Annotated in this window: 14 protein-coding genes, 1 pseudogene and 1 riboswitch; of the genes and pseudogenes, 7 read left to right on the top strand and 8 right to left on the bottom strand. The window is 60.4% G+C overall.

Annotated features, from left to right (window positions below; genetic code table 11):
* Positions 1 to 32: 32 nt before the first annotated feature.
* Positions 33 to 263: riboswitch (cobalamin riboswitch) on the bottom strand.
* Positions 264 to 425: 162 nt separating this feature from the next.
* Both CXF97_RS12270 and CXF97_RS12265 read left to right on the top strand, forming a co-directional pair.
* Positions 426 to 1,010, top strand: a complete 585-nt coding sequence (locus tag CXF97_RS12270; protein ID WP_101158706.1) for a hypothetical protein — start codon at positions 426 to 428, stop codon at positions 1,008 to 1,010.
* 66 nt (positions 1,011 to 1,076) lie between these two features.
* Positions 1,077 to 2,390 carry a sorbosone dehydrogenase family protein gene (locus CXF97_RS12265; RefSeq protein WP_101158705.1) on the top strand — a complete coding sequence of 438 codons (1,314 nt, stop codon included), beginning with the start codon at positions 1,077 to 1,079 and terminating at the stop codon, positions 2,388 to 2,390.
* A gap of 130 nt (positions 2,391 to 2,520) precedes the next feature.
* On the opposite strand, the gene CXF97_RS12260 is transcribed toward CXF97_RS12265, so the two are convergent.
* The 5 genes from CXF97_RS12260 to CXF97_RS12240 form a co-directional block, all read right to left on the bottom strand.
* Positions 2,521 to 3,057: a C40 family peptidase gene (locus tag CXF97_RS12260; RefSeq protein WP_101158749.1), complete on the bottom strand. Its 537-nt coding sequence runs from the start codon at positions 3,055 to 3,057 to the stop codon at positions 2,521 to 2,523.
* 215 nt (positions 3,058 to 3,272) lie between these two features.
* Positions 3,273 to 3,890: a C40 family peptidase gene (locus CXF97_RS12255; protein WP_016773699.1), complete on the bottom strand. Its 618-nt coding sequence runs from the start codon at positions 3,888 to 3,890 to the stop codon at positions 3,273 to 3,275.
* Positions 3,891 to 4,070: 180 nt separating this feature from the next.
* Entirely contained in the window at positions 4,071 to 4,775 is a 705-nt protein-coding gene (hda, locus tag CXF97_RS12250) for a DnaA regulatory inactivator Hda (RefSeq protein WP_101158704.1), read from the bottom strand.
* A gap of 206 nt (positions 4,776 to 4,981) precedes the next feature.
* Positions 4,982 to 6,055: an AI-2E family transporter gene (locus CXF97_RS12245; RefSeq protein WP_101158703.1), complete on the bottom strand. Its 1,074-nt coding sequence runs from the start codon at positions 6,053 to 6,055 to the stop codon at positions 4,982 to 4,984.
* Positions 6,056 to 6,089: 34 nt separating this feature from the next.
* Positions 6,090 to 7,148 (bottom strand): DUF2066 domain-containing protein, encoded by a 1,059-nt coding sequence (locus tag CXF97_RS12240; RefSeq protein ID WP_101158702.1) that lies wholly within the window; start codon positions 7,146 to 7,148, stop codon positions 6,090 to 6,092.
* A gap of 373 nt (positions 7,149 to 7,521) precedes the next feature.
* Here CXF97_RS12240 and purM point away from each other — a divergent pair, with 373 nt between their 5' ends.
* Genes purM through CXF97_RS12225 form a run of 3 tightly spaced genes read left to right on the top strand, consistent with a single transcriptional unit; the run spans position 7,522 to position 9,952 of the window.
* Positions 7,522 to 8,580 carry a phosphoribosylformylglycinamidine cyclo-ligase gene (gene purM, locus CXF97_RS12235; protein WP_101158701.1) on the top strand — a complete coding sequence of 353 codons (1,059 nt, stop codon included), beginning with the start codon at positions 7,522 to 7,524 and terminating at the stop codon, positions 8,578 to 8,580.
* Positions 8,580 to 9,230: a phosphoribosylglycinamide formyltransferase gene (gene purN / locus CXF97_RS12230; RefSeq protein ID WP_101158700.1), complete on the top strand. Its 651-nt coding sequence runs from the start codon at positions 8,580 to 8,582 to the stop codon at positions 9,228 to 9,230. Before purM ends, purN begins: the two co-directional genes overlap by 1 nt.
* An 8-nt stretch (positions 9,231 to 9,238) precedes the next feature.
* Positions 9,239 to 9,952, top strand: coding sequence for a DUF3108 domain-containing protein (locus CXF97_RS12225; protein ID WP_101158699.1), 714 nt, complete (start codon positions 9,239 to 9,241; stop codon positions 9,950 to 9,952).
* A gap of 163 nt (positions 9,953 to 10,115) precedes the next feature.
* Here CXF97_RS12225 and CXF97_RS28775 read toward each other — a convergent pair whose 3' ends face one another.
* The 3 genes and pseudogenes from CXF97_RS28775 to CXF97_RS12215 all read right to left on the bottom strand — a co-directional run bounded on the left by CXF97_RS28775 (position 10,116) and on the right by CXF97_RS12215 (position 12,925).
* On the bottom strand, positions 10,116 to 10,979 hold the full coding sequence (locus tag CXF97_RS28775) for a methyl-accepting chemotaxis protein (protein WP_371918380.1): 864 nt from the start codon (positions 10,977 to 10,979) through the stop codon (positions 10,116 to 10,118).
* A pseudogene (locus tag CXF97_RS28770) lies at positions 10,971 to 11,741 on the bottom strand (MCP four helix bundle domain-containing protein); the annotation flags it as partial. The pseudogene CXF97_RS28770 and the gene CXF97_RS28775, both read right to left, overlap by 9 nt.
* A 137-nt stretch (positions 11,742 to 11,878) precedes the next feature.
* The gene (locus CXF97_RS12215) at positions 11,879 to 12,925 is read right to left on the bottom strand and encodes an amidohydrolase family protein (RefSeq protein WP_101158697.1); all 1,047 of its coding nucleotides are present in this window, start codon (positions 12,923 to 12,925) and stop codon (positions 11,879 to 11,881) included.
* Between the two features lie 129 nt (positions 12,926 to 13,054).
* Here CXF97_RS12215 and CXF97_RS12210 point away from each other — a divergent pair, with 129 nt between their 5' ends.
* Together CXF97_RS12210 and CXF97_RS12205 are read left to right on the top strand one after the other, a co-directional pair.
* Positions 13,055 to 13,471 carry an OsmC family protein gene (locus tag CXF97_RS12210; protein WP_101158696.1) on the top strand — a complete coding sequence of 139 codons (417 nt, stop codon included), beginning with the start codon at positions 13,055 to 13,057 and terminating at the stop codon, positions 13,469 to 13,471.
* Positions 13,472 to 13,532: 61 nt separating this feature from the next.
* The gene (locus CXF97_RS12205) at positions 13,533 to 14,396 is read left to right on the top strand and encodes a pirin family protein (protein ID WP_101158695.1); all 864 of its coding nucleotides are present in this window, start codon (positions 13,533 to 13,535) and stop codon (positions 14,394 to 14,396) included.
* Positions 14,397 to 14,410: the final 14 nt, after the last annotated feature.

Raw genomic sequence — 14,410 nt, 5'->3', positions numbered from 1 at the left:
GACGGCAAGAAGCCTGGCATCGCCCACCGTGATGCCGCTGAGATGGATCAGGCCGGTCTCCGGGCTCATGAGCGGCGTTTCGCCGGGCTGCGCGCCTTCCCGCTTCTTTCGAGGCAGTGGCTCAAGGCGCAGTTTTCACTCATTTACCGTTGCGGGGGCAGCGCCGGGATCGTCGTGGCTTCGCTTGAAGACCATCCTCACCGGCTTCCCTGTTTCACTCTGTCGACGCGGGGCCACAGAGCACCTGAAACAAGCGGCGAAGGTTAGAGGGTTGGGGGTGGAGCGTCAATTGAAGAGGCGCTTTGCGAGCGAATAACCGCCGCTGATCAATTGTGCAGCGGCAATCTTGTGCCAGACTGTGACAAATGATATCAAAGAGCCATGCTTTTCTCGAAAAGCCCATCACAATAATAAGGATGACGACGATGCAAGGCATGATCATCAGCAACCCGCGCCTGGAATTTCTGCGCCCGGTGCTGGAACGCTGGTTTGACTGTATCGATCGCTACAACAGCGTGCGCGGCGACAACGACACGCCGTACTGGCACGACGAAAAAGCCAACCTCGGTTTGCTCTCGGCAGCAGCATGGCTGGCCGAAATGGTGACCCTGAGCGACACGGCCACGCGCAAACAGAACGAAGAAGGCGAGCGTAACGCACGCGCTGACCTGCTTATAGCCGGCGCCGAAGATCGCGCGTTCATTCAGGCCACGCAACGCTGGCCACGGGTCAACAACCTCAACCTGACCCAGGCCCTGCTCGACATCACCGTTGATGCCAAGCGCATCAGCTACGCCAGTGATCTCAAGCTCGGCTGCCTGTTCGTTGCCCCGCAAAAAGCCCAGCACAGCGCCAGCCCCGAAGAACTGCAGGACATGGTCGACGACCTGCAAAAAGAGCACACCTGCGCGGTGGCCTGGTATTTCCCCTATGCCTATCGCAAATTGCACAACGACGCAGGCAACTATCACCCCGGCATCGCCGTATTGCTCAAAGAAGCCCGCGGTTGAGCAGTTGAACCATCGGGCCTGCGCCCTCCTCTATGATTAGGAATGCATTCATAGGGAAGATCAGCAATGCGCAAGGCCCAACTCGCTCTTATCATCGCCGTCGCTGGCGGGCTCGCCGCCTGCGGTGAAACCTCCAGCCTGCAAGTCTCCGACGGCACCGGCCCGTCACCGAAGCTGCCCGAACCGAACAAGACGCTGATCCCGACAGTGAACATCGCCCCCGCAGTGGGCTGGTCGGAGGGTGCAAAACCGACTGCTGTGGCCGGCACCCAGGTCGCCGCATTTGCCGAAGGCCTCGATCACCCGCGCTGGCTCTACGTGCTGCCCAACGGCGATGTGCTGGTGGCGGAAACCAACGCGCCGCCCAAGCCCGATGACAGCAAAGGCATTCGCGGCTGGGTGATGAAAAAAGTCATGGGCAAGGCCGGCGCTGGCGTGCCGAGCCCGAACCGCATCACCCTGTTGCGTGATGCCGACCACGATGGCGTCGCAGAAACCCGCACGGTGTTCCTGCAGAATCTCAATTCGCCATTTGGCATGACACTGGTCGGAAACGACTTGTACGTGGCCGACACCGATCGCCTGCTGCGCTTCAACTACGAGCCGGGCGCCACCGAGATCAAGACCCAACCGATCAAAGTCGTCGACCTGCCCGGCGGCACGTTGAATCACCATTGGACCAAGAACGTCATCGCCAGCAAGGACGGCAGCAAGCTCTACGTCACCGTCGGCTCGAACAGTAACGTCGGCGAAAACGGTCTGGATCAGGAAGAAGGCCGCGCAGCGATCTGGGAAGTCGATCGCGCCACCGGCAATCACCGGATCTTCGCCTCAGGCATCCGCAACCCCAACGGCCTCGCCTGGGAGCCGACCAGCGGCGCGCTGTGGACGGCAGTCAACGAGCGTGACGAAATCGGCAGCGACCTGGTGCCGGATTACATCACTTCAGTTAAGGACGGCGGTTTCTATGGCTGGCCGTTCAGCTATTACGGGCAACACGTCGACGTGCGGGTCAAACCGCAAAACCTCGACCTGGTGGCCAAGGCCATCGCTCCAGACTACGCCGTCGGCCCGCACACGGCTTCGCTGGGCCTGACCTTCGCCGAAGGCAACCGCTTGCCGGCGCAATTCAAGGAAGGCGCGTTCATTGGTCAGCACGGCTCCTGGAACCGCAAACCGCACAGTGGCTACAAGGTAATTTTCGTGCCGTTCAGTGGTGGCAAACCGACTGGTCAACCGGTGGATGTGCTGACCGGTTTCCTCGACAAGGACGAGAACGCGCTGGGCCGCCCGGTGGGCGTGGTGATCGATCAGCAAGGTGGCTTGCTGGTGGCAGATGATGTCGGGAACAAAGTGTGGCGAGTGACGGCCAGCAAATAACTCCGACCTTTACCTGATCCAAAAATGTGGGAGCGGGGTTGCTCGCGAAAGCGGCAGATCAGTCAATATTTTATTGAATGACACACTGCATTCGCGAGCAGCCCGCACACTTTGGTTTCTCAGGTTTGATTTACGGGTTATGCGCCAACTGCCCCGGCTGCAACACCCGCTTGGCGCTCAGATACGCCTTCTGCCAGTAAGCCTTCGACAGGCTGTCGAGTTTGACCGTACCGCCCGTTGCCGGTGCATGCACGAAACGCCCCTCACCCACGTAAATCCCTGCATGACTGACTTGCGAGCCGCCGTTTGTGGCGAAGAAGATCAGGTCGCCGGTCTGCAAGCCTTCCTTGCCGACATTCGGCGCCTGCATGACGATCATTTCGCGGGTCGAACGTGGCAGGGAGATCCCTGCCGCATCGCGGTAGACGAAACCGATCAGGCCGCTGCAATCGAAGCCGGAATCCGGCGTATTGCCGCCCCAGCGATACGGCGTACCGACCAGGCCAAGGGCGCGGAACAACACGTCTTCAGCAACAGGGGAAAAATTTTGGGAGGGAGCGAACACGATCGGCGCGCGAACCACGGGGGCTGGCGGCGGCGTGCGACTGGCGCAGGCGCTGAGCAGCGCGGCGCAAAGGATCAAGGTGAGGCGGGCCGACATCGTCATAAGCAGAACATCCTGATCTGGCTGCGGCTTTTTCTGCCGAATGGACAGAAACAAAACCGCCTGCGTCATCACGCAGGCGGTTTGCCATCAATATAGATTCAGGATTCTAGCGGCTACGCGGCAAACTTCAAGTAAGACTTTAACTTCACCTTGTAAAGTTTAGGTCTACTCCGTTGCCGTGCCGTTTTGTCGCCGCGAACGCAGCGACATCGGGATTACTTGCGAGCGGTGACCACGGTCGGCGCCATGGCGAGTGCACGCTTGGCTTCGATGAAGGTCTTGCTCCAGTAACTATCACCCAGGCTGTCGATGCGAACACCGCCGCTGCGACGACTGCTGGAGTGAATGAACTGATTGTCACCCAGATAGATTCCGGCGTGGCTTACACGACCGCGACGACCGTTGGTGGCGAAGAACAGCAGATCGCCCGGCTCAAGGTTACTGCGCGAAACCAACGGCGCATCAACGTTGATCATTTCGCGGGTGGAGCGCGGCAGGTTCATGCCCGCCTCTTCGCGGAAGAGGTAACCGATGAAACCGCTGCAATCGAAACCGGCCTCAGAGGTACCGCCGAAACGGTAACGGGTACCGATCAGGGACATGCCGCGCTCGAGGATGCTGTCAGCCAGGACAGGAAGCTGATAAGGCTTGCTGCCGTTGAACTGGTTGAGTTCTTTTTCGGTATCCAGCTCTTCCTGGTAAATAACGGAAGACTGGGCAGTAGCAGAATTCTTGACCTGTTGCGGCGGCTCTTGAACCGGAGAATGAGCAGCACAACCGAATAACAGGGTAACGAGTGCGAGAGGCACGAGGGGTGCGAAGCGCTTTAGCATGGGCACGACCGTGGCTGGTAGTTGTAAAGAAGCCGAGACTATGCCCGCTATCGAACCCATTTGCAAATTCAATCGAACTTTATGTGACTTCCCGGTTTCGCGTTTACATCTAAGTGCGTCACCCGGACCACACTGCTCAAGTGGATTTTCTGACGCCTGAAAGCTGGCAAAAGCCCACCATTACCAGCCCAGCGTCTCTTTGAGGAAAGGAATGGTCAGCTTGCGTTGCGCCTGCAACGAAGCCTGATCGAGCTGTTCCAGCAAATCGAACAGCGCACTCATGCTGCGCGTACCGCGAGTGAGAATGAAGTGCCCGACCTCATCGGTCAGGTGCAGACCGCGACGCGAGGCGCGCAATTGCAGCGCACGCAATTTATCTTCATCGGAAAGCGGGCGCATCTGGAAGATCAGCGCCAGAGTCAGACGTGATTTCAGGTCAGCCAGTTTCACCGGCAATTCGCGCGGCGAAGTGGAGGCGGCGATCAGCAGGCGCCGACCGCTGTCACGCAGACGATTGAACAGGTGAAACATCGCCTCTTCCCAATCCGCCTTGCCGGCAATCACCTGCAAGTCGTCGAGACAGACCAGTTCGTATTGTTCGAGGTTGTCGAGGATGTCGACGCCGCGGTCCATCAACTCGGCCAGCGGCAAATACACCGCCGGCTCGCCCATCTGCTCGAAGCGCAGGCACGCTGCCTGCAACAGATGCGTGCGCCCGACGCCGTGTTTGCCCCACAGGTAGATCAGGCTTTCTGTCCACCCGGCGTCGGCTTCGCACAGACGCTCGACATAGCCGAGTGCAGCGGCATTGGCGCCTGGGTAGTAGTTGATGAAGGTGGCGTCGTCACGCAGACGCACACCTAGGGGCAGCTGAATCGGTTTCATGCTGACTGAACAGTTCTCAAAGGAACCGTTAGTGGCCTCTGTGTAAAGTTGGCGAAGTTTATACCCGCGAGGCTGAGCGCACAATGCGACAGACTCCAAGCAAAATCAAAGGTTTGCGTTAACGCACTACTTTTGTGACAGTTTCTCTGGCGCCCTCGTTAGCACGATACGGGCCTGCCTGGCCAAGCGCCGGGCCGCCCGCACCATCACAGCTCGGGTTCGTCGACGCCGCTGTAGATCCCGGAATCCTTGTACAGATCATGCACATGGCGCACCAACACCATGATCACCGCCGCCACTGGCAACGCCAGCAGCACGCCGGTAAATCCGAACAGTTCACCGCCAGCCAGAATCGCGAAAATCACCGCCACCGGGTGCAGGCCGATACGGTCCCCAACCAGCAACGGCGTCAGCACCATGCCTTCCAGCGCCTGTCCGACCATGAATACCGCGACAATCCCGACCATCGGATACAGATCGCCACCGAACTGGAACAAGCCGGCGATCAGCGCCGCGCCAATTCCGATGACAAAACCCATGTACGGGACGATGGCCGCGAGACCGGCAATCAGGCCGATCAACAACCCCAGCTCCAGGCCGACGAGCATCAGACCGGCGGCGTAGATGACGCCCAGCGCAACCATCACCAGCAACTGGCCACGGACGAATGCGCCGAGTACTTCGTGGCACTCACCCGCCAGCGACACCACGCGCTCTTCGCGATCGCGCGGCAGCAGGCTGCGGATCTTGCCCATCATCACATCCCAGTCACGCAGCAGATAAAAGCTCACCACCGGAATCAACACCAGGTTCGCCAGCCAGCCGATCAGCGCCAGACTCGATGCCGTTGCCTGGCTCAGCACCACGCCGACGATGTCGGTGGTCTGGCCCATGTGCTCGCTGATCGCAGCCTTGACCTTGTCGAACTTCCAGAAACCGTCCGACAGCCCCAGCTTCGCTTGCGCCCACGGCACTGCGGTGTGCTGCAACCAGTCGAGCATTTGCGGCGCCAGCTCGTACAGGCGCAGCAACTGCTTGGCGAGCATCGGTACCAGCACCAGCATCAGAGCGGTGACGATCAACGTGAACAAGGCAAACACGGCGATCACACCCCAGGTTCGCGACAGACCGAGCCGTTCCAGACGATCGACCAGCGGATCGAACAGATAAGCCAGCAACAACGCGACCAGAAACGGCGTGAGGATCGGGTGCAGCAACCATACAAATGCGCAAAGCAGGACCACCCCACCGAGCCAGAACCAACGCCGCGTATCGGCCATTTACCACTCCTGATGCTTCTATATAAAGAAAGACTTACCAGCGAAACCGCAACGACGGCGCCGCTGCTGCAGGGGTAGGCGCAGCAACCGCCGGCGCACCCTCCACTGTTGGCTGCGCAGGCGCCACTGGAGCCGGCGCTTCGGCCGGCAGTTCCTGCAACTTCGCCAGCGACAATTGCGCACGCAACTGATCGGCACTGCCATTGACCCGATAGACGATGCGATCGCCCTGCACGCTTTGCAGACGCACGCCGAACGGTTCGAGTAACCGCAGCAGCGCCGCGTAATGTTCCAGATTCATGCCCTGCACTTCCAGGGTCTGCTGACCCGACACGCCGGGCTTGGCGACAAATCGCGGCGCCAGACGCTCGGCCACCGCCAGCATCACTGCATCGGCAACGGCGGCCTGATCGGCGCCCTGCACACTGCCGGCCTCTTTCTGATCACCGAGCCACAAGCGCCACTTCGCCTGCCACTGCCCGCCCTCTTCGCGGGCATGCACCGCCAGCAGGGCGTCCGCGTTGTAGCGATCCGAAGCACTGCGCAGGGGCGCGGGGTCAGCGCTCTCCAGCGCCGGCGCGGTGGCCACCAGTTGCTCGCTGAGATCCGCCAGGGGCAAACGCAGCGGCAAACCGCGATGCTGCGCCGCCGTGCGCAATGTTGCGCCTGCGGCCTGGCCGTCGCCGACCAGACTCGCGCCTTCGGTCGAGTCGTTCAGCCACCAGCCGAGGATCGACGGTCGGCTGGCGCCCCACATCGGCAGTCCGGCCCGGCGCAAGGCCTGCTCGGTGGTCGCCGGATCAAAATCGACTTTCAGCACTTCCGGTGGCCCCGCGTCAAAACCGAACTGGCTGATGATCTGCTGCGGATCCTTGCGAATCGGCGCCAGCCCCGGGTTCTGCGCGGCTTTCGGATCGCCGGTCAGGCGCAGCACCAAGGTGTCGAGCGCCGCCTGCGTGGCGCGATCACGCTCTTGCGGCGCCTGGCCGCTGACCGGTTGACGCACCTGATAGAGGCCTTTGAGGTTTTCGGCATGACTCGCCAGGCTGACCAGTGTCAGGCAGCCTACAAATAACAATTTACAAAAACGCATGGAAAATTCCCGTCGACAGGAGCGGCTGGAACACGCCGCGTGAACCGTTTGAGCAAGGCTGTGACCCTCACCTCTGGCAAAACATTCACGCAGTGGCGGTAAGTTTTTGCACAGTCCTAACGATAGACGGTTAATCGCCACACCTTATACAGGCAGTCATACCCTGCGATTGCAAAAAATTTCCATCGATATGGCCCTGCCCGTCGGTGCGAGGATGGCCGCTGCCCCTCAAGCCTGATAAAATCGCGCGCCTTCGCAGACCGGCAACAGCCGGGCCCCTCGAAACTCGCGTGAGGCGATCGCCCATCGAGTTCGACGTTCCCGCTGAACTCGGTCGTTACCCCCTGAATCCCCTCCCCTAAAGGCCTGGATCATGAGCAAGCAACCCTCCCTGAGCTACAAGGACGCCGGTGTAGACATCGACGCCGGTGAAGCATTGGTCGAACGCATCAAGAGCGTCGCCAAGCGCACTGCGCGCCCGGAAGTCATGGGCGGCCTGGGCGGTTTCGGCGCCCTCTGCGAAATCCCGGCCGGCTACAAGCAGCCCGTGCTGGTCTCCGGCACCGACGGCGTCGGCACCAAGCTGCGTCTGGCGCTGAACCTGAACAAGCACGACAGCATCGGCATCGACCTGGTCGCCATGTGCGTCAACGATCTGGTGGTGTGCGGCGCCGAGCCGCTGTTCTTCCTCGACTACTACGCCACCGGCAAACTGAACGTTGACACCGCCGCCCAGGTTGTTACCGGCATCGGCGCTGGCTGCGAACTGTCGGGTTGCTCGCTGGTCGGCGGCGAAACCGCTGAAATGCCAGGCATGTACGAAGGCGAAGACTACGACCTGGCCGGCTTCTGCGTCGGCGTCGTGGAAAAGTCGGAGATCATCGACGGCTCGAAAGTCGCCACCGGCGACGCGCTGATCGCCCTGCCATCGTCGGGCCCGCACTCCAATGGCTACTCGCTGATCCGCAAGATCATCGAAGTCTCCGGTGCCGACATCGAAAACACTCAGCTCGACGGCAAGCCGCTGGCCGACCTGCTGATGGCCCCGACCCGCATCTACGTCAAGCCACTGCTCAAGCTGATCAAGGACACTGGCGCGGTCAAGGCCATGGCGCACATCACCGGTGGCGGCCTGCTCGACAACATCCCGCGCGTACTGCCAAAAGGCGCACAGGCTGTAGTTGACGTGGCCAGCTGGACTCGCCCGGCCGTGTTCGACTGGCTGCAAGAGAAAGGCAACGTTGACGAAACCGAAATGCACCGCGTGCTCAACTGCGGCGTGGGCATGGTCATCTGTGTGGCTCAGGAGCACGTCGAAATCGCCCTGAACACCCTGCGTGACGCTGGCGAGCAGCCTTGGGTCATCGGTCAGATCGCCGTAGCCGCCGAAGGCGCTGCGCAGGTCGAGCTGAAGAACCTCAAGGCCCACTGATGCCAAAGCCCTGTGATGTCGTGGTGCTGTTGTCCGGCACCGGCAGTAACTTGCAGGCTCTGATCGACAGCACGCGGACCGGCGACAGCCCGGTCCGCATCGCTGCGGTGATTTCCAACCGCGCCGACGCCTACGGCCTGCAACGCGCCCGCGATGCGGGCATTGCTACCCGCTCGCTGGATCACCAGGCATTCGAGGGCCGCGAGGCCTTCGATGCCGCGCTGATCGAACTGATCGACCAATTCAACCCCAAGCTCGTGGTACTGGCCGGCTTCATGCGCATTCTCAGTGCTGATTTCGTTCGCCACTATCAGGGTCGCCTGCTCAACATCCATCCGTCACTGCTGCCCAAATACAAAGGGTTACACACTCATCAGCGTGCGTTGGAGGCCGGCGACACGGAACATGGCTGCTCCGTGCACTTCGTCACCGAGGAACTCGATGGCGGACCACTGGTCGTACAAGCAGTATTACCGGTAGAGTTGCACGACACGCCGCAGAGTCTGGCGCAACGAGTCCACGTTCAGGAACACCTGATTTATCCGATGGCGGTACGCTGGTTTGCCGAAGGCAGGCTGACACTCGGTGAACAGGGTGCTTTACTCGACGGCCAGCTGCTCGCCGCCAGCGGCCACTTGATTCGACACTAGGAGATATTATGCGTCGCGCCCTGCTCTTCGCTTGCGCTCTGCTCGCCCTGCCCTTCGCGCAGGCAGCGGACCTTCAACCGTTCTCCGCCAGCTACACCGCCGACTGGAAGCAGCTGCCCATGAGCGGCACCGCCGAACGCAGCCTGACCAAGGAAGCCAACGGTGTCTGGAAACTCAGCTTCAAGGCGTCGATGATGATCGCCAGCCTGACCGAAGAAAGCACCCTGAAGCTGGACAAGGACACCCTGCTGCCACAGTCCTACCACTTCGAACGCGGCGGTCTGGGCAAAGCGAAAAAGGCTGATCTGGACTTCGACTGGGCCAACAAACTGGTGACCGGTACTGACCGTGGCGATGCGGTGAAGATCCCGCTGAATCGCGGCATGGTCGACAAATCGACCTATCAACTGGCGCTGCAGCACGACGTCGCCGCCGGCAAGAAAAGCATGAGCTATCAGGTCGTCGACGACGGCGAAGTCGATACCTACGACTTCCGTGTGCTGGGGTCGGAAAAGGTCGACACCAAGGCCGGCCAGATCGACGCGATCAAGGTCGAACGCGTGCGCGACCCGACACAAAGCAAGCGCATCACCGTGCTCTGGTTCGCCAAGGATTGGGATTACCTGCTGGTGCGTCTGCAACAGGTCGAGACTGACGGCAAGGAGTACAACATCATGCTCCAGGACGGCACGGTCAACGGCAAGGCTGTCAAAGGCAGCTGATCCTGCTGCTGGACCTAAAGAGCCCCGCGAATGCGGGGCTTTTTATTTGCCCTGTAGGAGCTGACGAGTGAAACGAGGCTGCGATCTTTTGACCTTGATCTTGAATCAACATCAAAAGATCGCAGCGTGCCGCAGCTCCTACAGGGTCGCGCCGCCTGTTCACTCAGACAGAAAACCGCGCCACCATTCCATTCAGATCCACCGCCAGGCGCGACAAATCCTGACTCGCCGCACTGGTCTGATTAGCCCCCGCAGATGTCTGCATGGCCAGATCGCGGATGTTCATCAGATTGCGATCCACCTCGCGCGCCACCGCTGCCTGCTCTTCCGAGGCACTGGCGATGACCAGATTGCGCTCGTTGATCAAGGTAAACGCCGAAGCGATTTCCTCTAGCGCCGAACCTGCGCCCTTGGCCAGCTCCAGGGTCGAACGTGCCCGTGCGTTGCTTTGCTGCATCGAGTTGACTGCCGAATCGGTGCCCTGCTGAATCCCGCCGATCATCTGCTCGATTTCCTGAGTCGACTGCTGGGTGCGATGAGCCAGCGCCCGCACTTCATCGGCAACCACTGCAAAACCACGCCCGGCATCACCGGCGCGCGCGGCTTCGATGGCGGCGTTGAGGGCGAGCAGATTGGTCTGTTCGGCGATCGAGCGAATCACGTCCAGCACTTTGCTGATGCCATGAACCTTTTGCGCCAGCGCCTCGACCTGCGCGGCATTATTGGTGACATCGCCGGCGAGAAACTCGATCGACGTCACCGTCTGCTGAACTTGCTCGCGCCCTTGGCGGGCGATGCGGTCGGACTCACGGGAGGCTTCGGAGGTCGCTACGGCGTTGTTCGCCACTTCTTCCACCGCCGCCGTCATCTGGTTGACCGCAGTGGCGGCCTGTTCGATTTCCTGGCTCTGCTGATGCAAGCCGCGAGTGGCATCTTCGGTGACGCTGCTGAGTTCTTCGGCGGCCGAGGCCAACTGGGTCGACGACTCGGAAATGCGGCGGATGGTATCGCGCAGATTGTGCTGCATGCTTTTCAGCGCCTGCAGCAGGCGCGCCGGCTCGTCTGCGCCAGCGATGTGAATGTCGCCAGTCAAATCGCCGCTGGCGACGACCTCGGCCACGCTGAGCGATTGCGATAATGGCACGACAATGCTGCGCGTCAGCAGCACTGCCAGCCCAACGGTAATCAGCGCGGCCATGGCGATCATCACCCCGACCCACACCCGCGACTGGCTGAAGACCGCCCGTGCAGCCTCGGTGGCCAGATTGGCATTGTGTTTATTCATCTCGACCAGATCGCGCAGAGTCACGGCAATCTCATCGGCCAGCGGGCTCATCTGATCATTGAGGATCGCCGAAGCCTCAGCGACCCGATTCTGCGCCGACAGCTGTAGGACTTGCGCCTGCAGCTCCAGATATTTGTGCTCGGCAACCTTGAAGCGATCGAACAGCGCGCGCTCCTCGGGCAACGCGATCAGAACGTCATAGCGCTGCTGCGCTTCAGTCAAGCCGCTGCGCAGCTCGTTGAGCTTGGTGACGTTCTGCTCCAGAGCCTTGGCATCGCGGTTGAGCAACAGGCGCATGGTCAACGCGCGCAGACGCAGCATGTCCTGACTCATCTCCCCGACCGCCATTACACTCGGCAGCCAGTTGTTGTCGACTTCATCGGACTGCGCACGCATGTTCGACATTTGCAGCAAGGCGAACGCCCCAAGGGCAAACACCATCAAGGCCAGCAGGCCGAAACCGAGACCGGCGCGCGGGGCAATATTGAGACTACGGATATTCATCACTCTGGCTCCTTCCAAAAGCGCTGCGTCAGCCTGCAGCGGGTTGCTTTAGAAGGTATCGGCATTGTCTGGAAATTACGTAAGACGAAAAGGCGATAGGCAGACGAGCGGCGAGTTCGAACCCTTGGGCTGACGGCTCAGCGCTGCTCAGCGGGTTTGCCTGTTTCGCGCGGCAATGTCGCCAGGAAATTATCCCGCGCGACTTTGCGCGCTACCCCTTCCGGTAGCGCATCGAGGAACGGCTTGTAACTGTGCATTTCCTGACCGAGTTTGTTGAATCGTCCTACTACGTCAGAGCCAAGCATGAAGCGCTCGGGATATTTCTCCACCAGCGCCAGCCATTGCGCGCGCGGCTTGCCCTGCTCGTCCAGCAGGTACGGCGTGAGCATGCTCCACGACAGATCAATAAACAGATTCGGATAGGCTTCAAGCATGCGCGTCAGAGTGGGTAACAAGAAAGGCAATTGCGTCTGATGCCGATGAATCTCGGCGCTGGTGCCGGCGTGCGCCCAGATGAACCGCGTGTGCGGATGATTGCGCAGCGGCTCTTCGACTTCCTGCAGATACAGCGGATTTTTCTCACGCTTTGAAGTGATGTTGGAGTGCAGCATCACCGGCAGATCGTTTTCAGCGGCGAGGTGATAGATTTTGGTCATTGCCTCGTTGTTGGCTCTAGGTGTGTCGCCGGAGGTCAGCGCGGTCAGATCGTCGTGCCGGGTAAACACCTCGCCGATGCCTTGCCACAACCCTGGATACAGGTCGAGCATGCGCTGAATGTGCGCAGCGGAATTCTTGTCGTTGGGATTGAAGCCGGACAGGAATGGATGAAAGTACGGACGCTGCTCTGGCGCGAGTTTTTGCACCGCGTCGGCAATGATCACATCCGTGGCGCTGTACCAATAGGCATCGGCGTCATCGCCGGCGTAATAGCGCGGGCGCTTGGGTTCGTCTTCATGCCATTTCTTCGCCACGGGAATGCCGGAAATCATCACGTGTTCGATGGCATTTTCCTTCATGGCCGTAAGCAATTTCTGCATACCGGCGCTTTCCTGAAAGAAATCCACGTAGTGCAGGTGCGCATCGCTGTAGGTGTATTCGCGGGCGCCTACATTGCCGGCGAATAGCAGCAGGCAGGCAAGACTCAAACGAGACAAGGACACAAGTAATCTCCGGCAGATGGGCATAGCCTAGACCGCGCCCGAACGATAAGGGTTCATCCCTGCCGAAAAGCGGAACGCCCACTGTCGGGAATGCTCTATAACTGCAAGGTCTGTTTTGATCGCACGCTTTTTCCTGCCGCCCGTGAGGTTTCCATGACTGTTACCGTCAATACCGTCTCTGCCGAAGGTTTTCGTCATACCGTCCAGATCGATGACCACGAATTCTTTGCCGACGTACCGAAAACCGCCGGTGGTGAAGGCACCGCGCCAGAGCCACACGACTACTTCGACGCCGCCCTCGGCGCCTGCAAAGCGCTGACGCTGAAGATGTACGCAAAGAAAAAAGACATCCCGCTGACCGGCGTGGGCGTCGAAGTGAAGCGCGACAACAGCGAAGAGCACAAAGGCAAATACGCCCTGCATGTGACCCTGACGCTCAAAGGGGTACTCACTGACGCCCAGCGCGAGGAACTGTTGCGAGTCGCTGATCGCTGCCCGATTCACAAGCTGATGACCACCAGCGAAGTCAGCATTGAAACCCACGCCCCACAAGGCTTCGACAGCCAATAGCCCTCCCGATGCCAGCGGCGGGTTATGCTTCTGGCATCTCCCGCTCAGCCTGGAATGCACCATGGACACGCCACTCCTGATCATCCGCCCGCGCGCCGAAGACGTTGAAGGCCAGCCGATCCTGCGACCGCTGCCGTCAGCCAAATGCCGCAACGTCGGGCCTTTCGTGTTTTTCGACCACATGCTGGAAACGATTTATCCGACGGGCAAAGGCATGGACATCCGCCAGCATCCGCACATCGGTCTGTCGACGCTTACCTATCTGTTCGAAGGGCAATTGCAGCACAAGGACAGTCTGGGCTCCGACCAGGTTGTCAGCGCCGGCGATGTCAGCTGGATGACCGCCGGCAGCGCCATCGCCCACGTCGAGCGTACGCCTGCGCCACTGCTCGCCGAGACCTTCACCCTGCACGGCCTGCAGGTGTGGCTGGCCTCCCCCAAGAAACACGAGCAGGGCCCGGGCCATTACAGCCATCACCCGGCAGTGACGCTGCCGGTCAGCGATCACCTCGGTGTGCAGATTCGCATGATTGCCGGGTCAGGCTTTTGCCTGCAATCACCGGTTCCGGTGCTTTCTCCTACGCTGTATGCCGAACTGAAGATGCAGACTGCGACGACGCTGCTGATTCCGGCCGAACACGAAGAACGCGCGGTGTATGTGTTGAGCGGTGATGCGCAGTTGAATGGCGAGGCGATCGAGCCGCATGCACTGGTCGTGCTGCCCGCAGGCGAAGAAATGAGCCTGTTTGCTGAAAGCGATGTGCACGCCGTGGTGTTCGGCGGCGCGCCGCTGGATGGCCCGAGGCGAATCAACTGGAATTTTGTTGCCAGTGATCCGGCCGCGATTGATGAGGCCCGACGCAAATGGGCAGCCGGGGATTGGCCGACGGTGCCGGGGGAAGTCGAGCGGATCGAACTACCTTAAATTCTGTGTCGCCT

It is taken from the genome of Pseudomonas sp. Choline-02u-1 (assembly GCF_002836515.1).
Lineage (GTDB): Bacteria > Pseudomonadota > Gammaproteobacteria > Pseudomonadales > Pseudomonadaceae > Aquipseudomonas.
This window is presented reverse-complemented; position numbering and strand designations above follow the sequence as displayed.